The 19283-nt window shown below is 47.4% G+C and carries 22 protein-coding genes; 3 read left to right on the forward strand and 19 right to left on the reverse strand.

The genetic code is table 11. From position 1 onward, the window contains the following. Nucleotides 1-42: 42 nt before the first annotated feature. From arfB to rpoE, 5 genes are all read right to left on the reverse strand, one after another. Entirely contained in the window at nt 43-459 is a 417-nt protein-coding gene (gene arfB / locus D0C16_RS06895) for an alternative ribosome rescue aminoacyl-tRNA hydrolase ArfB (protein WP_151031628.1), read from the reverse strand. Nucleotide 460: 1 nt separating this feature from the next. Beyond that, nucleotides 461-934, reverse strand: a complete 474-nt coding sequence (locus tag D0C16_RS06900; RefSeq protein ID WP_151031629.1) for a SoxR reducing system RseC family protein — start codon at nt 932-934, stop codon at nt 461-463. Between the two features lie 28 nt (nt 935-962). Further along, nucleotides 963-1964 carry a MucB/RseB C-terminal domain-containing protein gene (locus D0C16_RS06905; RefSeq protein WP_151031630.1) on the reverse strand — a complete coding sequence of 334 codons (1002 nt, stop codon included), beginning with the start codon at nt 1962-1964 and terminating at the stop codon, nt 963-965. Between the two features lie 89 nt (nt 1965-2053). Next, nucleotides 2054-2767, reverse strand: a complete 714-nt coding sequence (locus tag D0C16_RS06910) for a sigma-E factor negative regulatory protein (RefSeq protein WP_151031631.1) — start codon at nt 2765-2767, stop codon at nt 2054-2056. A 148-nt stretch (nt 2768-2915) separates the two neighbouring features. Then, a complete protein-coding gene (gene rpoE, locus D0C16_RS06915) occupies nt 2916-3506 on the reverse strand; it encodes an RNA polymerase sigma factor RpoE (protein WP_151031632.1) in 591 nt (196 codons plus the stop codon). A gap of 303 nt (nt 3507-3809) precedes the next feature. Between rpoE and nadB the strand changes: the two genes are divergently transcribed. Then, entirely contained in the window at nt 3810-5435 is a 1626-nt protein-coding gene (nadB, locus tag D0C16_RS06920) for an L-aspartate oxidase (RefSeq protein ID WP_151031633.1), read from the forward strand. A gap of 8 nt (nt 5436-5443) precedes the next feature. Here nadB and D0C16_RS06925 read toward each other — a convergent pair whose 3' ends face one another. Together D0C16_RS06925 and D0C16_RS06930 are read right to left on the reverse strand one after the other, a co-directional pair. Next, complete coding sequence (locus tag D0C16_RS06925) at nt 5444-5941, reverse strand: hypothetical protein (protein ID WP_151031634.1); 498 nt, start codon at nt 5939-5941, stop codon at nt 5444-5446. Then, nucleotides 5910-6161: a succinate dehydrogenase assembly factor 2 gene (locus D0C16_RS06930; protein ID WP_151034838.1), complete on the reverse strand. Its 252-nt coding sequence runs from the start codon at nt 6159-6161 to the stop codon at nt 5910-5912. Before D0C16_RS06930 ends, D0C16_RS06925 begins: the two co-directional genes overlap by 32 nt. Nucleotides 6162-6392: 231 nt before the next feature. Here D0C16_RS06930 and D0C16_RS06935 point away from each other — a divergent pair, with 231 nt between their 5' ends. Together D0C16_RS06935 and D0C16_RS06940 are read left to right on the forward strand one after the other, a co-directional pair. Next, nucleotides 6393-7355: a folate-binding protein YgfZ gene (locus tag D0C16_RS06935; protein ID WP_151031635.1), complete on the forward strand. Its 963-nt coding sequence runs from the start codon at nt 6393-6395 to the stop codon at nt 7353-7355. A gap of 33 nt (nt 7356-7388) precedes the next feature. Continuing rightward, nucleotides 7389-8225, forward strand: a complete 837-nt coding sequence (locus tag D0C16_RS06940) for an HDOD domain-containing protein (RefSeq protein WP_151031636.1) — start codon at nt 7389-7391, stop codon at nt 8223-8225. Nucleotides 8226-8295: 70 nt separating this feature from the next. Here D0C16_RS06940 and rpoS read toward each other — a convergent pair whose 3' ends face one another. From rpoS to D0C16_RS07000, 12 genes are all read right to left on the reverse strand, one after another. Then, entirely contained in the window at nt 8296-9291 is a 996-nt protein-coding gene (gene rpoS, locus D0C16_RS06945) for an RNA polymerase sigma factor RpoS (protein ID WP_151031637.1), read from the reverse strand. 147 nt (nt 9292-9438) lie between these two features. Next, a complete protein-coding gene (locus D0C16_RS06950; protein ID WP_151031638.1) occupies nt 9439-10260 on the reverse strand; it encodes a peptidoglycan DD-metalloendopeptidase family protein in 822 nt (273 codons plus the stop codon). A gap of 237 nt (nt 10261-10497) precedes the next feature. After that, entirely contained in the window at nt 10498-11172 is a 675-nt protein-coding gene (locus D0C16_RS06955; RefSeq protein WP_151031639.1) for a protein-L-isoaspartate(D-aspartate) O-methyltransferase, read from the reverse strand. A 76-nt stretch (nt 11173-11248) separates the two neighbouring features. Then, nucleotides 11249-12223: a tRNA pseudouridine(13) synthase TruD gene (gene truD, locus D0C16_RS06960; RefSeq protein WP_151031640.1), complete on the reverse strand. Its 975-nt coding sequence runs from the start codon at nt 12221-12223 to the stop codon at nt 11249-11251. 28 nt (nt 12224-12251) lie between these two features. Then, complete coding sequence (gene ispF / locus D0C16_RS06965) at nt 12252-12731, reverse strand: 2-C-methyl-D-erythritol 2,4-cyclodiphosphate synthase (RefSeq protein ID WP_151031641.1); 480 nt, start codon at nt 12729-12731, stop codon at nt 12252-12254. Between the two features lie 19 nt (nt 12732-12750). Continuing rightward, nucleotides 12751-13473, reverse strand: a complete 723-nt coding sequence (gene ispD, locus D0C16_RS06970) for a 2-C-methyl-D-erythritol 4-phosphate cytidylyltransferase (protein WP_151031642.1) — start codon at nt 13471-13473, stop codon at nt 12751-12753. Nucleotides 13474-13521: 48 nt separating this feature from the next. After that, the gene (locus tag D0C16_RS06975; RefSeq protein WP_151031643.1) at nt 13522-13800 is read right to left on the reverse strand and encodes a septum formation initiator family protein; all 279 of its coding nucleotides are present in this window, start codon (nt 13798-13800) and stop codon (nt 13522-13524) included. Nucleotides 13801-13951: 151 nt separating this feature from the next. Further along, nucleotides 13952-15241 carry a phosphopyruvate hydratase gene (eno, locus tag D0C16_RS06980; protein ID WP_151031644.1) on the reverse strand — a complete coding sequence of 430 codons (1290 nt, stop codon included), beginning with the start codon at nt 15239-15241 and terminating at the stop codon, nt 13952-13954. A gap of 69 nt (nt 15242-15310) precedes the next feature. Continuing rightward, the gene (gene kdsA / locus D0C16_RS06985; RefSeq protein ID WP_151031645.1) at nt 15311-16162 is read right to left on the reverse strand and encodes a 3-deoxy-8-phosphooctulonate synthase; all 852 of its coding nucleotides are present in this window, start codon (nt 16160-16162) and stop codon (nt 15311-15313) included. 72 nt (nt 16163-16234) lie between these two features. Further along, on the reverse strand, nt 16235-17854 hold the full coding sequence (locus D0C16_RS06990; RefSeq protein ID WP_151031646.1) for a CTP synthase: 1620 nt from the start codon (nt 17852-17854) through the stop codon (nt 16235-16237). Nucleotides 17855-18066: 212 nt separating this feature from the next. After that, the gene (locus D0C16_RS06995) at nt 18067-18528 is read right to left on the reverse strand and encodes a regulatory protein RecX (protein ID WP_151031647.1); all 462 of its coding nucleotides are present in this window, start codon (nt 18526-18528) and stop codon (nt 18067-18069) included. Between the two features lie 77 nt (nt 18529-18605). Beyond that, nucleotides 18606-19190, reverse strand: a complete 585-nt coding sequence (locus tag D0C16_RS07000) for a DUF4136 domain-containing protein (protein ID WP_151031648.1) — start codon at nt 19188-19190, stop codon at nt 18606-18608. Nucleotides 19191-19283 lie beyond the last annotated feature (93 nt).

Consider the following 19283-nt stretch of genomic DNA (forward strand, 5'->3'; position numbering starts at 1 on the left):
GATTGCAATATAAAACCCCGGAATCAGCAGTTTTAAAAGGATTTAATCGAAAGAAACTTTTTGCCGTGCCGCTTTGATCGCACCGCGCTGACTTTTTCCGTCCATACGCCGTTGCTTGGAGGAAAACGTTGGCTTGGTTGCACGGCGAGCTTTTTCTACTTTGATCGCACCGAGCACAATCTCTTGCAGGCGCATTAACGCATCTTCGCGATTTTGTTCCTGAGTGCGAAAGCGTTGAGCCTTGATAATCAGCACACCTTCATTGGAAATACGGTTATCACCCAGCGCCAATAAACGGGTTTTACAAAAATCATTTAACGACGAATTGGGGATATCAAAACGCAAATGTATCGCACTAGACACCTTGTTGACATTCTGCCCACCCGCGCCTTGGGCGCGCATGGCAGTCAATTCAATTTCGCGCAAGGGAATCGCGAGGTGAGCATTAATGCGCAGCATGCTAGTGCTGTTCTGCAGGTCGATAAAAGTGCAAAGGCTTTCTATCGTCAATCAATACCGGTTGCAAGTCAGGGTTATAACGATTACGCCAGGAATGCCAACGCACTAACAATGCGCCTATAAGCAACCCTGCCAAACCACTCAGGGTAGTGATGCCTTCGCTGGCAAACTGCACATGTGCAATAGCAGTGGCTACCACTAACATAGTGATTGGCGCCATGTAAACCAGCAACGCCCCCCTGGCAATTACTTCTTCCGGCACACCTATTTCGATTTCATCACCCTGTTGATAATTCGCCGGATTGCGTCCTTCCAATAAAACCCAGATGTAGGACGTATGACCATCCCACTTATTAAGCAAACGCTGGCCACAGCCTTTCTCGGCCTTGCACGAGCCACAGGCGGCCTTCTGGATGGTTTCAACCCATACGCCGTCCGCTTCAACGGAAACAATTCGGCCGGTTTCGATAATCATGATGTGCTCCGCAATAAAAAAGGGAGGATCAAATCCCCCCTATATTCTGCGCAATTTTTTGGGCGGTGACGACGGGTATTTCACCGACCACCGTAACCCGATAACTTTTGCCCTGGTAATTCAAACCGTCCATTACCGCCAAGGTAGCTCCACGTTGGGCAACACCCTCGGGAATTGCCCCATCCGCTTGCTCAATAAATACCGAAAAGGTTGTCAAACCATCGGTATACATCAACATATCAATTTTTTGGCGCACTTGCCGCTGGTCAACAAATACAAAGCCGGGCGGCAACCAACCCAACTGCCACTGCTGCGGTTGTTTGAGTGTTTCTGGATTACACTCGGCTACCACTTTGGTATCACGATGAACCTTTGCTATCGGCTGCTTCATCGTCGCCATATCCGGACTCAGATCCAAATCAATAAACTGATAGCGCTCCAATGGCCGTGCAGATTCATCTACTAACCAGGACTTCAACACCAACCCGGTTTCGTTATCGATAGATAACAATGCACTGTGGCGAAACTGGTCCAGAGGCAGCGCCAACAACGCAGTCGCGTCGCGCCCAGCCACCCGTTCGGGGCCACGAATTTCAAATTTGTATAACTGATCAAGTCGCGCAAGGTTAGCGCCAAATTGGCTAATCTTTCCCTGTAACAAGCGGGTACCCAAAGTATCACACCCCAATGCTTTACCTTCACGCACAAATTCACGCGCAGGGCCATTCAAATGTTGTAAACGCTCATGCTCCACACCATCTTCTACCCAGTGCAAGACTCTAAAACTTTGCAATGCGGGGTTATCTTTATGTTGATAAGTAAAAGAACCTTGGTAATTCAAGGTTTGGGGAACGCTAGCCATTTTTTGTAAAAGGCCGTGAACCTCATCAGTTGCGACAGCTGAATCCTGCTGAACCGGACTCGGTGTGGAGCCGTCTTGAGCAAGACTCGGCAGGGACCACAGCAATGTAACTAACAATAACGTTGGTGTTTGAAAACACCGTGAAATCAAAGAGAGGGAGGTTGGCATTCTGGACTCAATCTGGCGGATAGTTGAGGGACAGCATAGCTGCCCCTCAAGGACTCCAACAAGTCGGATGTGAGAAAGGACGGAAAAACTTACTCTTCTTCAATCAGTATTACACGGGTATAAGGCAACATTCCCTGCCCCGCATTCGTGGAAGCATTGTCGGTATGCTCCTGAATCAACTGATTAACATAGGTAGAAATATCTTCGTTATACACAGGCGCCGCTTCCTGACGAGGAACAAACATTACTCGGCGATTTTCTTGTGGGCGAGATTCGTAACCGCTTTGAACAGCAACAGTACGCGCCGACAATGCAGGAGCATTAATACCAGATGGCAAATTGGCACCCTTGGTTTCCGCTGCAACAAGCGGCGTTGATGCAGGGGTATTAGCAGCAATTTCAGCTGACTGTGGAGCCACTGCTTGATACTGCTGCACCCCCACAATCAATGCGCCCGCTACTGACGCTGCTACGGCAGCGCGCCCAACTTGTTGCCACCAACGCATCGGCATAGCAATTACATTTCCGGTCACAACAGCGGGTTGCGCCGGGGTAACCGTAGAATAAGTCTCTTCGGAATCTATCGCAGCACTAACACGTGCCGCAAAATCACTGCTGGCCATAACTGGCAACTTACCTTTAAGGCCTGCGCTGGCAACTTGGTAACGAGACCAGGTAGTTTTCACTTCGGGATCGGCATCCAGCGCTTTAAGCAATCGCTGCAACTCCAGCTCAGACGCTTCATTATCCATAAGCGCTGAAAGGGATTCGGCAAGCACTGGGGGTTGGATTTGCTCAGTCATTCTCGCTGGTGCCTCTGACAAAACTATTATTAAGTAAAGGGTTTAATGAAAAAAACGCAACATTATCAATCTGGCAATTTATCTCGCTGTCTTTATGACTAACACTCGCACAATTGGTTCACCAATTTCGCAAAAATTGTGCAAGTTTTTAAATATCATCAACCAGAGGCTTAATACGCTTATCGATTGCCTCGCGCGCACGGAAGATACGCGAGCGCACAGTACCTACCGGGCAGGCCATCACTTCAGCAATCTCTTCGTAACTCAAGCCATCCATCTCTCGTAAAGTGACTGCAGTACGCAAGTCGTCGGGTAGATCCTGAAATGCCTGGGCAATGGTTTCCTCAAGCTCCTCACACAGCACGTTACGCTCAGGGGTATTGAGCTCATGCATTCCCTCGTTACCATCAAAAAACTCAGCATCCTCAATTTCCACATCACTGGTTGGCGGGCGGCGATTGCGTGCAACTATGTGATTTTTCGCCGTGTTGATAGCAATCCTATAAATCCAGGTATAAAACGCACTGTCTCCACGAAAGTTCGGCAAGGCACGATAGGCTTTGATGAACGCTTCCTGAGCAACATCTTGCGCCTCCGCATGATCGCGGATAAAACGGCTGATAACGGCCAACACCTTGTGCTGGTATTTAATTACTAGCAAATCAAATGCGCGCTTATCGCCTTTTTGAACTCGCTCGACCAATTGCTGATCAACATCAGGCGCTAGTTGCGCTGTCATTCTCTAACTCCCCAAGTACTTCACCTGCCGATGAAGCCAATCTATCGCTGGCAATCTGCTCAGCCTTATTTGCTTGTGTCAATTTCAACGCACGATGTAATTTTACTTATCATCAGCAGACGCATTGTCACACACTTGGCCTATCAAGGCAGCACGGCTCATAGACAAAAGCTTGAATAAAAAGTTCTCCGGCTTAGTCCGCCCGCAGGTTTCCTTCGTAATAAGAAGGGCGAGCTTGTTATACTGCGCGCCTACCCCCGCACGAATAAGCGCTCTCTTGGTTGCACGGCTGGATTGGATCGAATGAAAAAACACTACGCTTACGATGTTCTTGTTATAGGTTCCGGTGCCGCCGGCTTGACGCTGGCCTTAAGTCTAGCGCAACACGCCCGGGTTGCCGTACTCAGTAAAAATGCGATTAACCTCGGCTCAACCTGGTTTGCCCAAGGAGGAATCGCCGCAGTACTGGATGATCAGGATTCTATAGATGCACACGTAGCGGACACTCTGGTTGCTGGCGCGGGTCTATGCCATGAAGATGCAGTACGCTTTACCGTAGAGCGCAGCAAAGAAGCAATCCAGTGGCTGATCGACCAAGGTGTTAATTTCACCAAGGAAAATAGTAACGGAGACTACCATCTAACCAAAGAAGGTGGACACAGCCATAGACGTATCATCCACAGCGCTGATGCAACTGGGCAAGCAGTTCACTCCACACTGATTGAGCAAGTAGAAAAACAACCCAACATCGACATTTATGAACACCATGTCGCGGTCAACCTGATCTCTCAGGCCGATGCGGGTTCACGTAAGCTACGCTGTACCGGTGCTTATGTGCTGGATCACTTGAATGACACTGTGCATGTCTTCCAGGCTAAAGTTGTAGTGCTCGCCACAGGTGGCGCAAGCAAGGTTTATCTTTACAGTAGCAACCCTGACAGCGCCAGCGGTGACGGTATCGCCATGGCATGGCGCGCGGGCTGCCGTATTGCCAATATGGAGTTCAACCAATTCCATCCAACTTGCCTGTACCATCCGCGCGCAAAAAACTTTCTAATTACCGAGGCTCTGCGTGGCGAGGGTGCTTATCTTCGCTTACCAAGCGGTGAGCGCTTTATGCCGCGCTTTGATGAGCGCGAGGAGCTGGCGCCACGCGATATAGTTGCCCGCGCAATTGACCATGAAATTAAACGGCTCGGCTGCGATTGTGTGTATCTGGATATTAGCCACAAATCACCGGAATTCATTGGCGACCACTTCCCTACCGTAAAAGCCCGCTGTCTGGAGTTTGGTATTGATATCACTAAAGAGCCAATCCCAGTAGTTCCTGCAGCCCACTACACCTGTGGCGGTGTTGTGGTTGACAACAACGGCCATACCGACCTGCAAAACCTTTATGCGATTGGCGAAACTTCGTTTACCGGGCTGCATGGTGCGAACCGAATGGCAAGCAACTCATTGCTTGAGTGCATTGTTTACGCTCAATCTGCCGCCGAACATATCCTGGGCAACTTACCCCAAATATTAACGCCGGATGTATCACCACTCTGGGATGCATCTCGTGTACGTGATTCCGATGAAGATGTCGTGATTTCGCACAACTGGGATGAACTGCGCCGATTTATGTGGGACTACGTGGGCATTGTGCGTACCCACAAGCGACTGGAGCGGGCCACCCACCGGATTAAATTGCTGCAAAAAGAAATTGCCGAGTACTACAGCAATTACAAAATTAGCAGTGACCTGATTGAGTTGCGCAATCTGGCCACTGTCGCGGAGTTAATCATCCGCTCAGCCCACGAACGAAAAGAAAGTCGCGGCTTGCATTACTCGCCGGATTATCCAGAAAAGTCGCCGATTGCACGCGACACCATTCTGGTACCCACCAACTTCGCCGGCCAGGATGTGATTGTTAGCAGAGAACTGTAGATGACCGACTAAGTATTAGGCCTTAAGCAGACCCGCAGCCAGGTGCGTAAGCGTGCGTTATCTGCGGGTGATAGTGAATTCCTGGCTAGCGTCAAATAAGTGAGCGCACCCGTCTGCTGGTGCCGCAACGGCAACACCACAATCATCGGCCAGCAACATATCTCCCCTGCCAGCACATAGTTGCCAGCAAGGTTATTGCTACGTAAATGCCAAATCCCCTGTTCCACCCACAATTTTCCTATAAACATATTTGTTAATTGTTGGCGGTACAAAATCCCTACTCCTGGCACACCAAAAGCAATAACAATCAATAACCAGAGTTGATCGGGAAGTCGCGGGAAAATTACAACCAAGTGACAGGCAACAAAACAAAAATAGGAAAAAGAGTAGAACCAAATCAGGTGGGGTGAGCGCATAACGGAAACCACCGCCATAGATGGCAACGGTTTTACGTCGGGAGAAACAGGGTGAGACTCAGCTCTTTTTTTGAAGCCCAGTATTTGCACGAATAATATCCACAATCCGTTGTAGTTCGGGGTTAGCCGGATTTTCGCGACGCAAAAACCAGGCAAACAGATCCTGATCTTGCTCCTCCAGCAATAACCAATAACGTTCCTTATCACTTTGATCCAGCGTGGGGTATACATTTTCCAGAAACGGCATCAAAACCAGATCCAATTCCAACATACCGCGACGACTACCCCAGAACAGACGATTTACATCCACTTGACGACTCACTTGATACGTTAAATAAGGCGCTCATTATAAACGAGCAGCCAGCGAATCGAGGAATAATATCGAGGATTTTCACTTAACACGCCACACTGACCGCGATTTGCCGGGGCACCTAAAGTCCAAAATGCACCACCTGCACCGTTAACGCTATTAAAAACGCGTCATTATTCCGGTAATCTTTCGCTTTCTGCTACACGCCTATCGCTTTGGTGACCACTTGTTATGACTAGCACATCTATTAATCAAAACCTCTCAAGTTCTTGGGTTTCACTGGCAGACTCCCAACTGATATGTGTATCCGGCCCAGACGCTGCGAAGTTTCTGCAAGGGCAGGTCACCTGCGATATCCGCGAGCTTGAAGCAGTATCCCGCATTGGAGCACAGTGCAACCACAAAGGGCGAATTTTGCTGAGTTTTCGCGCATTGCAAATGACTCCGGAAACAATCGCATTACGCATACCGGTTAGCATGCGAGAAAAAGCTATGCAGAACCTTGGCAAATATATTGTTTTTTCCAAAGCAAAACTGCTCGACAAACGCAGCGATTTTCAACTAATTGGATTATATGGCCCAGGTGCAAGCCTACTGGCGGCGCGACTTTTCTCAGATTTACCCCAACAGGTTGACGGGTTTGTAGAAAAGTCCGGTAATTTTTTAATCCAGCTGGATTCTGATCGGTACGAATGTTGGATTAACAACGAAAGCTATAATGACGTCATCCAGCAAATATCGCCCCTGGCCACTCAGGCTACCCTCAACGACTGGTCACTACTCGAGATTAAATCGGGTGTAGCCAGCATCACGCCAGAAACTTACGAGACGTTCACTCCTCAGGATGTTAACTACCAACTGGTCAATGCGATCAATTTTCGGAAAGGCTGCTACACCGGTCAGGAAATTGTCGCGCGACTGCATTATCGCGGAAAATTAAAACGGCATATGTACCGATTTGAAATGTCGACCGGTGACCTACCCCAACCCGGAGACGCAATTTGCATTGAATCCACCCAACAGACCGTAGGGCAACTTGTCGCAGCTGCCAGACGAGACGCACAAACTGTAGAACTTCTTGTATCAGTTAGCGGCGAAAATCTTGCCGATCTAGCGCTTGCGGGGAAAGAAGAAAAATTAAAACGACTGGCACTACCCTATGCTATACCTACAGCAGACGAAAAGCCTGAATGATAAAACGTGACATCGCGCCGTACGGGATAGCCAATGAATGCAATAGCCGAAAAAGTTCGCCAGGAGATTATTACTGCCATAGAGAAGGACCAACTCGTACTTCCAACTCTACCGGAGGTAGCTCTCAAAGTACGCGAAGTGGCCGATGATCCAGATGCCGATATCGACAAACTAACGGGTGTTATTGGCAATGATGCAGCGCTTAGTGCTCGAATTATCCGTGTCGCAAACAGCCCATTACTTCGCGCAAGCAGAGCAATCGAAGATTTACGCACAGCCCTTATGCGCCTCGGCATCCAGTACACCTGTAATATCGCGACAGGCTTGGCAATGGAACAAATGTTCCAAGCAACCTCAGACCTAATCGACATGCGCATGCGCGAAGTATGGAGTCGCTCAAGCGAAATCGCGGGTATCAGCCACGTACTGTGCAAGCATTACACGCGCCTCCGTCCAGATCAGGCCACTCTCGCCGGGCTAGTCCATAAAATCGGAGTATTGCCAATATTAACCTATGCGGAGGAACACCCTGCGCTCCTTAAAGACAGCATCACACTCGACACGGTAATAGAATTATTACAAGGGCAGTTAGGGGATTTAATTTTAAAAACCTGGAACTTCCCCGAGGAAATTGCACATATCCCCAGCCAACATATGGATTTTGCTCGCCATGTTCCGAAAGCGGACTATGCAGATATCGTGACTGTCGCAATGCTGCAAAGTTATTCGGGTACCAAGTCATCCATGGCGCAAGTGGATTTGTCCACTGTAACAGCATTTGCAAGACTGGGACTTGATCCAGATACTCAAGCTGCGGGTTCAGAAGATTTGAGCGCGGAAATGGAAGCAGCAATGGCGCTGCTGCTGTAGCTAGAAACACCTTATTTATCCCAATAAAAATGCGGCTCACGCCGCTTTTTTATTGGGTAGCCAAAAACGACTAAGCGCTAAACAACGCGGCACTATCCAAGCCTTGCTTTTCCATAATGTCGCGTAAACGTTTTAACGCTTCAACTTGTATTTGACGCACGCGCTCACGAGTCAGACCAATCTCGTGCCCGACTTCTTCCAAGGTGCTAACTTCGTATCCACGTAAGCCAAAACGACGAGCGAGAACTTCGCGCTGTTTTTCAGTCAGCTCATCCAACCAATGGTCCAAGCTAGTCGTCAAGTCGCTATCTTGCAGTAAGGTGGCGGGGTCCGAAACATGGGTATCAGCAATCGTATCGACAATTGCACGATCAGAAGAGTTGCCGATAGGAGCATCAATTGAGGTTACACGCTCGTTCAGGCTCAACATATGCTCTACGTCAGCCACCGGTTTTTCGAGCAAATTGGCTATTTCTTCAGGTGTAGGCTCATGGTCGAGTTTTTGCGAGAGCTCACGCGCCGCGCGCAAGTAAATATTTAATTCTTTTACCACATGAATCGGCAGGCGAATAGTTCGTGTTTGATTCATGATTGCACGTTCGATGGTTTGACGAATCCACCAAGTCGCGTAAGTAGAGAAGCGGAAGCCGCGCTCTGGATCAAATTTTTCTACTGCGCGAATCAACCCGAGATTGCCTTCTTCAATTAAATCCAGCAAAGCCAGACCACGATTAACATAACGGCGGGAAATTTTAACAACCAAACGAAGGTTACTTTCGATCATACGTTTGCGCGCAGCTTCATCACCCTTCAGCGCTTTACGGGCAAAGAATACCTCTTCTTCCGCACTAAGGAGTGGCGAGAAGCCAATTTCGTTCAAGTAAATTTGGGTAGCATCGAGTGTCTTGTTGTATTTGTCATCAATCAGTCGTTCACTTATCACGGCAGGCTTGGAGATTTCCTCTTCTTCTGCCAAAAGAAGATCTGCATCGTCTAATTCCGCATCAGGAACTATGAATACGTCATCACGATCAAATGCAGTGGTATCCCTGTTTTGTAAAGTCATTTTTCAGCCCCTTAATCAATTTTTTTATTTAACCGGCTGGCTTTTAATTTAAGTCACCCAGCTCGCCCAAGCTGTACTCTCCAATCATGATGCCAAATGATGTGGAAACCGTTTCATGAACCCGTTTACTTCATGAAAGTGACACTTTTAACGTCGCGGCAGATATTTCAGAGGATCTACCGGAGTACCGTCACGACGAATTTCAAAGTGAAGCATTACCCGATCAGTACCGCTCGAACCCATATCGGCAATTACTTGTCCTACTTTAACCAAATCTCCTTCTTTCACCCTTAACCTTTCGTTGTGCGCGTAAGCGCTCAGGAAAGTTTCATTGTGCTTGATAATCAGCAATTTGCCGTATCCACGCAGCCCGCTTCCTGCATAAACTACCTGCCCCGCAGCGGCCGCAAGCACAGGCTCTCCCAATTTCCCCCCAAGATCAATACCTTTATTGAAGCCATCATTGCCCTGAAATGATGACAAAATCGTGCCCCTCGACGGCCAGCGCCATTGTGGTGCACCCAAATTGACAGCATTTTTACCAATAGTCCGTGGAGCTTTCGTTTTATTTTCTTTACGAACATCTTTAGGATCACTTGTTTTTGGGGATTCTTTCTTACCTAAATAATCAGCGGTTCCGGAGGATTGATTAGGCCGATTTACATTACCTAAACCACCAGAGCCGAACAGATCCAGCCGAATTACTTGCGAGGGGCGAATTACGTAGGGTGCTTTTATCCCGTTGAATTTAGCGAGATCCTCATATTTAAGGCCATAACGCCACGCAATAGAAAACAAAGTGTCGCCTGGTGAAACCACATGCGTTTTAGGTCGCCAAAGTGCTTTTTGCGACCGGTCTGTCACGGGCGCAGAATGATGGCTAGCGCAGGAAAAGAGCAATAATGAGGCGATCAATATAACGAACACTTTGAGTGTTTGCAGCTTGCAATAATATGCTGGTGCCGGCATAAAATCTTTCACTTACTGTGTGTGTTTTTTGATCTCTCTTATGCCATTTTAGACTTAATATTTTAAATTTATTTTAAAATTATCTAATATTTTTATAAAAAAATGCACAAAAAGAGTTTTAAAAGGCGTAAAAGCTGGCGAAAGTTTAAAAACTGCGCACCTTTTTGAGTCCAAAAGATTCGCTTTTGCAAGCACCTTTTTAGCGCTACGCGAAGATTCTAGACTTTAGATGAGGATTTAGCGCGAAGTTCCTGATAAAAAAGGAACAAACTTTACAGGCTCAAGAACTTGGGTGATGAAGTTTTCCGATTCGCCGTCGCGCAAAACCAAATGAAGATGTTGCTCTCTTCCACCAATAGGGATAACCAAAACACCACCCGGAGCTAACTGCTTTAATAACTCATCAGGAATGGCTTGCGGTGCCGCAGTGCTCAGGATTCCATCATAAGGGCCAGCTTCAGGCCACCCAAAACCACCGTCTGCATGACGCAACTGAATATTACGCAAACCAATCTGACGAAAACGGTCTCTGGCTTTGTCTTGGAGGGGCTTAATACGCTCGACACTGTAAACCTGTGGCACCAATTGAGCCAAGATACTGGTTTGGTAACCAGAGCCAGTACCAACCTCAAGAACCTTAGATAACTTACTACCGGCAGCACCCAATAGGATTTCTGTCATACGCGCAACTATGTAAGGCTGGGAGATGGTCTGCCCGTGACCTATTGGCAACGCAGTATCTTCATAGGCGCGATGAGACAAAGCCTCATCAAGAAAAATATGACGGGGAGTATTCAGCATGACGTCCAACACTTTCATGTTGGTTACACCTTGATCTCGCAGACGCTGGATAAGACGCTCACGGGTGCGCAGCGATGTCATGCCAACGCCTTGCATCAATAAGTTAGTCATATCCAGCCCCCTTTTCGAGATTATGCGTAGCAAAAATTAAAACCGACACTATAGCACAGGCTGAGTAGCTGAAAACTTACTCGGGCGATGTAGTAGTTGTTACCTTCAACGCCGATATTTCATGCAGAACTGAGGTTGCAAACTCCCCGGCATCCAACGAGAAACTCAAGTACAAACAATTTTCTTTCCAAAAAAAACTTCCATTGCGCGGAATCAATTGCAACCTGCGACGCTCCTGCGATAGACCTGCGTGTTCCATACCGTTGCACCACGTTTGCCAAGGCTCCAATATTCGCTGTTCGAACGCTGCCAACTCATTCGTTACCAATGAGCGCCCCCGCCCCCATAGAGGCCCTGACGGGAATTGCTCAATCTCGCCATCAAGGCATTGCATCCAATTACCTTCAGTTACTCGCGCCGCCAAAACCTGATTGAATAAAAAAGACCGCGCTGCAGACAACATCAGACCACGTTTCTGCTTATCACGATAACGTTTCCCGTCCACCAAAATCGCCTGCGCCTCATGCAAATTATTTCCATTACGACCGAAGCGCTGTTCACCGTAATAATTAGGTACCCCCAGAGAAAACACATTTTTAATTTTTTGTTCAAGAAGCTCGCGATTATCCGTGTTTACATCACGCAAGCAAATGACAAAATGATTTTGCTGATGATCACCGCGGCGCAATTTTTGTTGATGGCGAGCAAAGGAAATTAACTTAATCGAATCAGAGCTAATGTCACTCCAGGCAGGTTCTGTGCCTTTGGGCAAATAAACGCTAAACCACTGTGTAGTTACAGCATGCCGATCTTTACGACCACAATAACCAACATCATTAACATTCACCCCAGCCAAGGTCGCAATTTTTTCAGCAACCCACGCAGTATTTTCGCCACGCTTGAGAATATGTAAAAAAACATGTTCGCCAACACCAGAAGGCGTAAAGCCGAGATCCTCGTCTACCTGAAAATCTTCTGGTTGCTCGCGAAAAATTGATGTTGCGGTGAGCTCGCCGTACGCGCGAGGAAAATCCAGATTAAACTCAGTCAAAACACACCCACCTGCACAGATCCGATAACTATATCCTTTCAAGTAATACAACGGCGTAACACGCAATCCCCTCTTCACGCCCAGTAAAACCCAAACGTTCAGTGGTTGTTGCTTTTACATTAATTTGATTCAAATTCGATTGTAAATCAGCAGCAATGGTTTCTTGCATGCGTGGAATATAGTTCGCCATGCGTGGCGCCTGCGCAACTATTGTCATATCCGCATTAACAAGCTTCCAACCTTGTTGATTCACTTTCGCATAAACCATGCGCAACAAAGAGCGACTATCCGCATTGCGATATTGCATATCAGTATCAGGAAAGTGCTTGCCTATATCTCCAAGGGCTGCAGCACCCAAGAGTGCATCGCAAAGTGCATGTAAAAGAACATCACCGTCGGAATGCGCGACCAGTCCATGGTGATGAGGAATAATTACGCCACCTATAACGATTTTATCGCCCGCACCGAATGCGTGGACATCGTAGCCATTACCAATACGTATCGACATAAAACTTTCCGAAAATGTATTAACCAATATTGACTTGCTGTTGCATTAGCATAGCAGCAATTGCAAGATCTTCTTGGCGAGTGATTTTAATATTATCACTCCGACCTTGAACCATTAAAGGATGATAATCATACGCCTCTACAGCAGAGGCTTCGTCGGTGATCATTTTTCCTTCCGCTAATGCGCGCTGCAAACAATCGCGCAATAACCCTATTCTAAATAATTGCGGAGTCTGCGCTTGCCAAAGCGGCGCGCGGTCTATCGTTTTCTCGATAACGTGACTGGAGACCTGTTTTAAGGTATCACTTACCGGCACACCTAAAATGCCACCAACTGGGTGATCACCTACCCTGTCGATAAGCTTCATAATTTCTTGCGCCCGAATGCATGGGCGCGCCGCATCGTGAACCAAAACCCAATCACTGTCACGCGCTTGCAAGGACAACGCTTGCAGCGCATTTAGAACCGAATTCGCTCGCTCACTCCCTCCGGCCACTCGAATAATATTGGCATCTTGACCACAAGGAAGCTGATTCCAAAAATCATCGGCAGCTGAAAGAGATATAAAGACCTTCTTAACCTGAGCAATTGCAAGCAAGCGCTCCAACGTATGCTCAAGGACAGTTTTATCCAGTAAAGGTAGGTATTGCTTGGGGCAACCCGCTCCCATGCGTGAGCCCACACCCGCCGCCGGGACTATCACCCAATAAGCAGGAGTATTAGAGAGTTCTGGAGAGTTCATGGGACGATTCGGATAGGCGTGGCGATTTATACCACCGGAATTTTAGGTTTACTGTTTCTCATCCAGCAACATAAAAAAGGTTTCGTCTTTTTTGATGAGACCAATATCGTTGCGTGCGCGCTCTTCAATAGTATCCAAGCCAGACTTCAGCTCTTCAACTTCAACATCAAGAATGCGATTGCGCTCTCGCATGCGATCATTTTCGGCTTGCTGCAGATGAATATCACCTTCCAATCTATGGGCATGAGCGAGACTACCGTCCCCAATCCATAACCGGTATTGCAAGTAGGCCAATAAAATAATCAAAACACCCAGCAACCATTTCATAGTGTTACATCAATGCGGACTTTTTATTTTGACGGAGAATAAAACCAAAAATAGCGACAAAGTTTAAATGAAAGACAAAAACCAACAGCAACTAACACAACATAAATCAAAACAACAAAGGCCGATTAATCGGCCTTTGTTGTCGCTGCAATTACGCTTTAAATTCAGCGCGGCCTTTGTAAGGTGCGGCAGCACCCAATTCAGCTTCGATACGCAGCAGACGATTGTACTTGGATACGCGGTCTGAACGGCACAGAGAACCAGTCTTGATCTGACCAGCAGCAGTTGCAACCGCCAAGTCAGCAATAGTAGTATCTTCGGTTTCGCCTGAACGGTGAGAAATCACCGCTGTGTAACCAGCATCTTGCGCCATTTTGATCGCATCAAGAGTTTCAGACAGAGAACCGATTTGGTTGAACTTGATCAAGATAGAGTTAGCAATTTTCTTCTCTATACCTTCTTTCAAAATCTTGGTGTTAGTTACGAACAGGTCGTCACCCACCAATTGGATTTTGTGACCGATTTTTTGCGTCAGGTCAGCCCAGCCAGCCCAATCGCTTTCATCTTTACCATCTTCGATAGAGATGATTGGGTATTTAGCGGCCAGATCAGCCAAATAATCAGAGAATTCATTAGTGGTGAATACGCGGCCTTCTCCAGCCAGATCGTATTTGCCATCTTTGTAGAATTCGGTAGAAGCACAGTCCAGCGCCAGAGTTACGTTCTCGCCCAGTTTGTAGCCAGCTTTCTCAACAGCTTCAGCGATAACTTTCAGCGCGTCTTCGTTCGATGGCAAGTTTGGAGCGAAACCACCTTCGTCACCTACAGCAGTGTTCAGGCCTTTGTCGTGCAGGATTTTTTTCAGGCTGTGGAAAATTTCAGCGCCCACACGCAGAGCTTCGGCAAAAGTTTTAGCACCTACTGGCTGGACCATAAATTCTTGAATGTCGACGTTGTTATCCGCATGCTCACCACCGTTGATGATATTCATCATCGGCACTGGCATAGAGTATTTGCCTGGAGTACCGTTAATGTCAGCAATGTGTGCATACAGAGGCACTTTTTTGGAAATAGCAGCGGCTTTAGCGTTGGCCAAAGAAACCGCGAGGATGGCGTTAGCACCCAACACAGTTTTGAAATCGGTACCGTCAGCTTTGATCATAACGTTGTCAACAGCACGTTGATCCAAAGCATCCAAACCAACAACCAGGTTTTTGATGGTGGTGTTAATGTTGTTAACCGCTTTCAATACGCCTTTACCCAAGTAACGTGACTTGTCGCCATCGCGCAATTCCAGAGCTTCGCGTGAACCGGTAGACGCACCGGAAGGAGCAGCTGCAGAACCTACTGAACCGTCTTCCAGAATAACTTCAGCCAATACAGTTGGATTGCCGCGGCTATCCAGGATTTCAAAAGCTTTGATGTCAACAATCTTAGTCATTCGTTTTTTCTCCAGAGTGTGTTTCTACAAAAATCAGTTAATTCACAAGGATTCGTACATGTTCAAAATCTACTGAATATCCAAGTGCGGAAAGTTTTTCACTAACTCATCGATGGCTTTCATCTGATACAAAAAAGGTTCTAGCTTATTGAGGGGTAACGCACTAGGACCATCGCATTTTGCTTTATTCGGATCAGGGTGCGCCTCCAAAAACAATCCAGCCAAGCCCACGGCCATACCTGCGCGGGCAAGCTCTGCAACTTGATGTCGGCGACCGCTAGATGCAGCCCCCATTGGATCTCGACATTGCAATGAATGAGTTACATCGAAAATAACAGGAGCATCGCCACTCACTTCGCGCATAGTCCGGAATCCAAGCATGTCTACTACCAAGTTGTCATAACCAAAGTTAGTGCCACGATCGCACAGAATAATTTTTTCATTCCCGCACTCGGCAAACTTTTCTACGATGTTTTTCATCTGACCCGGGCTGAGAAATTGCGGTTTTTTAATATTGATCACGGCATTGGTTTTAGCCATAGCAACAACCAGATCCGTTTGACGCGCGAGAAATGCCGGCAACTGAATTACGTCGCAAACATCCGCCACTGCTTGGCAGTGATGGATTTCATGCACGTCGGTAATGACAGGAATGTCAAAGGTTTGTTTAATTTCCTGAAAAATCTTTAACCCCTCATCCATTCCGGGACCACGATAAGAATGAATAGACGAGCGGTTGGCTTTATCAAACGAGGCTTTAAAAACGTAGGGGATACCCAATTTTTGAGTAACTTTTACATAGGCTTCCGCAACCTGCATTGCCATATCGCGCGATTCAAGTACGTTCATGCCGCCAAACAATACAAAAGGCAATGAATTACCAACTTGAACCTTACCAATACTTACAACTTGTAGTGACACACGAGTTCCTTTTTTGATCAGATTTTCATTTACAAAAAAGTTCGGGGCGCAATAAATTGCGCCCCGTTAGAATTATTTTTTGTTTGCTAATGCCGCTGTTACAAACGCAGTAAAGAGTCTGTGACCATCGCGCGGAGTAGACGTAAACTCCGGATGGAACTGGCAGGCAACAAACCAGGGGTGATCAGGTATTTCCACCATTTCCACCAAGGTATCGTCCGCGGACCAACCGCCAATTTTCAGACCCGCCTTTTGAAGCTGATCAACATAATTGTTGTTTACTTCATAGCGATGACGATGGCGTTCAACGATGACATCCGCGCCGTAAACATTGCGGGCATTGGAACCCGGGACCAAACGACACTCCTGCGCACCCAAGCGCATAGTCCCGCCCAGGTCTGACGACTCATCTCGCTTTTCAACTTCACCATCAGACGTAATCCACTCGGTAATTAAACCGATAACGGGATGTGGAGAATTACGATCAAACTCCGTTGAGTTAGCACCTTTCAAACCGAGCACGTTGCGTGCAAATTCAATCACAACGGATTGCATACCCAAACAAATCCCCAAATAAGGAACTTTGTTTTCGCGAGCATATTGCACCGCCATCAATTTGCCTTCTACACCGCGCTCACCGAATCCACCGGGAACAAGGATAGCGTCAGCATCCTTCAGAATACCTACACCTTCTTGCTCTACGCGCTCAGCGTCGATGTAATTGATATTTACCTTGGTACTGGTGTGAATACCAGCGTGCGTCAGCGCCTCAATCAGTGATTTGTACGCATCCAATAATTCCATGTATTTACCAACCATGGAAATAGTGACTGAATTCACCGGGTTCAGTTTGCCATCAACAACTTTGTCCCACTCGCTCAAATCAGCCTCACGACATTGCAAGCCCAAAAGCTCGACAACAATCTGATCAAGACCAAAACTTTGTAGTAAACGAGGAATGGAATAAATAGTATCCGCATCCGGTAGCGGCACTACGGCGCGCTCAGCTACGTTGGTGAACAGGGCAATCTTGCGTCGTGAGTCCTCATCAACCATTTTTTCCGAGCGGCACAACAAAATGTCAGGCTGCAAACCGATAGAGCGCAGCTCTTTAACCGAGTGCTGGGTGGGCTTGGTTTTAGTCTCACCCGCAGTCGCAATATATGGGACGAGGGTCAGGTGCATCAGCAACGCGCGAGATCCCATTTCTACTTTTAATTGGCGTACAGCTTCCAGGAAGGGTTGAGATTCGATATCGCCTACCGTACCACCAATTTCCACCAGCGCAACGTCCACGTCGCGACCACCTTCGAGAATACGACGTTTAATTTCGTCGGTGATATGCGGAATCACCTGCACAGTTCCGCCAAGGTAATCACCACGTCGCTCTTTGCGCAGCACGGTTTCATAAACACGGCCGGTAGTGAAGTTATTGCGCCGAGTCATCTTGGTGCGGATAAAGCGCTCGTAATGGCCCAAATCCAGGTCAGTTTCAGCACCGTCCTCGGTAACAAACACTTCCCCATGCTGGAACGGGCTCATGGTACCCGGATCGACATTGATGTACGGGTCCAGCTTCATAATGGTCACTTTAAGACCACGAGCTTCAAGAATGGCAGCCAATGAAGCCGAGGCGATGCCTTTGCCCAATGAAGAAACAACACCACCGGTTACAAATATATAGCGCGTCATGTAAAACCTGATTAACTGTGAAAATGCGGAGCGGATTGGAGATAAATGCCTGTTTCAGTGCCCGGCAGTGCGAGCCAAGGGATTTATCGTTCAGGACGGGGCGCCAGAGTAACAGAAACGCCCATTCGGCTCAACGAAAAGCTGGGGGAGAAGACCATCGAAATAAGAATAAGTGATTGATCTAACAACGATTGGTATAGCGCTACCGCTATCTATTGCACATCATATTCACTGTTAAAAGCCGCCTGAATATGCTGACTTGAAAAGCCTCGTGAGTGCAGGAAGCGCATCTGCTTGGCCTTCTCACGGGCATCTACCGGCGTTTGTTTAAATCGCTTTATCAGAACATCCCGCGCCAGCGCAAACCAGGCAGGTTCTGACTCATCAATTAGCTGGCTGATCAGATAACCATCCACCCCGCGCTCACGCAGTTCCATTTTAATCAGAACGCAGCCCTTACCCTGCTGCTGGCGCATCCGGATAAATGCGTCGGCAAAACGCTCATCCGATTGTAAATTCTGACCTTTTAGATCAGTAACAACTTGTAGGATTAGCTCTGGTGCGGAAAATTTTCGCCCCAACTTCTCCAAGAGCTCTTTGGCAGAGTGCTCTCGTATCGCCAACAGATTCATAGCCGCAAAGCGCACGTCAGACAATTTGATTGGCTCAGCCATAATCCCGCCTACTCCTTAAATTCATAAGAAAATGGCCGCAGTAGCGGCCATTTTTTCCGTTATGCATGAAACCTATTTCATTTGGGTGCAGCCTGTACCGGAGGAAAATAGGCCATAACCTCGGTGACCGCCCTGCTCAATACGTCGCGCTGTTGTTGCGGCGCCATACCACGACTTAAACGCTTCTCTGAAACACCGCGCCAAATAGGCTTTTCTGTTTTCGCGTCAACTATATCGACAATCAAGCTGCCCTGATTGTAAACACGTAAACCTGCGCCAGGGCCGTGGAAAAATGGGCTCGGGTAACGATAGTAGCCTCGACCATAGAAGCCAAAACCATAGAGATCATCGTAACTACGCGGATCTATTTTCTCTTCCACAACCACGTGATAACTCACAATAAAATCCGGCGTTGCGCCTGCAGCTGCACTCTGATAACGCTTGGCCAATTCACTTTCCAAAGCAGAATGGATATGACTGAGAGTAAACGGGGAAATTAAAATATTTTCTTTGGAATCCTGCTTGGTTTCCGCCACATTAAATGTTTTTAAAGCAGAAAAATCATAATCCGCTTGATGATCCGTTTCGACATTGGGTTGGGTTGCACAACCGGTAAAGGCTAGCACGCTACAAAGTGTGATCAACCAGGTAATCGTCTTCATACTATCTTGACCTCGCAAACATTTGAGCTTTATGCCCTATCCTATTCTTATTGCTGGCTTTTTTAGCCCGCCCCTAAAACCAGAATACTGAGC

This window comes from Cellvibrio sp. KY-GH-1 (assembly GCF_008806975.1).
Taxonomy (GTDB): Bacteria; Pseudomonadota; Gammaproteobacteria; order Pseudomonadales; family Cellvibrionaceae; genus Cellvibrio.

Bases quoted from the DNA above. Each gene is read 5' to 3' on its own strand.
- arfB (WP_151031628.1), bottom strand. From the start codon at position 459: ATGCTGCGCATTAATGCTCACCTCGCGATTCCCTTGCGCGAAATTGAA.
- D0C16_RS06900 (WP_151031629.1), bottom strand. From the start codon at position 934: ATGATTATCGAAACCGGCCGAATTGTTTCCGTTGAAGCGGACGGCGTA.
- D0C16_RS06905 (WP_151031630.1), bottom strand. From the start codon at position 1,964: ATGCCAACCTCCCTCTCTTTGATTTCACGGTGTTTTCAAACACCAACG.
- D0C16_RS06910 (WP_151031631.1), bottom strand. From the start codon at position 2,767: ATGACTGAGCAAATCCAACCCCCAGTGCTTGCCGAATCCCTTTCAGCG.
- rpoE (WP_151031632.1), bottom strand. From the start codon at position 3,506: ATGACAGCGCAACTAGCGCCTGATGTTGATCAGCAATTGGTCGAGCGA.
- nadB (WP_151031633.1), top strand. From the start codon at position 3,810: ATGAAAAAACACTACGCTTACGATGTTCTTGTTATAGGTTCCGGTGCC.
- D0C16_RS06935 (WP_151031635.1), top strand. From the start codon at position 6,393: ATGACTAGCACATCTATTAATCAAAACCTCTCAAGTTCTTGGGTTTCA.
- D0C16_RS06940 (WP_151031636.1), top strand. From the start codon at position 7,389: ATGAATGCAATAGCCGAAAAAGTTCGCCAGGAGATTATTACTGCCATA.
- rpoS (WP_151031637.1), bottom strand. From the start codon at position 9,291: ATGACTTTACAAAACAGGGATACCACTGCATTTGATCGTGATGACGTA.
- D0C16_RS06950 (WP_151031638.1), bottom strand. From the start codon at position 10,260: ATGCCGGCACCAGCATATTATTGCAAGCTGCAAACACTCAAAGTGTTC.
- D0C16_RS06955 (WP_151031639.1), bottom strand. From the start codon at position 11,172: ATGACTAACTTATTGATGCAAGGCGTTGGCATGACATCGCTGCGCACC.
- ispF (WP_151031641.1), bottom strand. From the start codon at position 12,731: ATGTCGATACGTATTGGTAATGGCTACGATGTCCACGCATTCGGTGCG.
- ispD (WP_151031642.1), bottom strand. From the start codon at position 13,473: ATGAACTCTCCAGAACTCTCTAATACTCCTGCTTATTGGGTGATAGTC.
- D0C16_RS06975 (WP_151031643.1), bottom strand. From the start codon at position 13,800: ATGAAATGGTTGCTGGGTGTTTTGATTATTTTATTGGCCTACTTGCAA.
- eno (WP_151031644.1), bottom strand. From the start codon at position 15,241: ATGACTAAGATTGTTGACATCAAAGCTTTTGAAATCCTGGATAGCCGC.
- D0C16_RS06990 (WP_151031646.1), bottom strand. From the start codon at position 17,854: ATGACGCGCTATATATTTGTAACCGGTGGTGTTGTTTCTTCATTGGGC.
- D0C16_RS06995 (WP_151031647.1), bottom strand. From the start codon at position 18,528: ATGGCTGAGCCAATCAAATTGTCTGACGTGCGCTTTGCGGCTATGAAT.
- D0C16_RS07000 (WP_151031648.1), bottom strand. From the start codon at position 19,190: ATGAAGACGATTACCTGGTTGATCACACTTTGTAGCGTGCTAGCCTTT.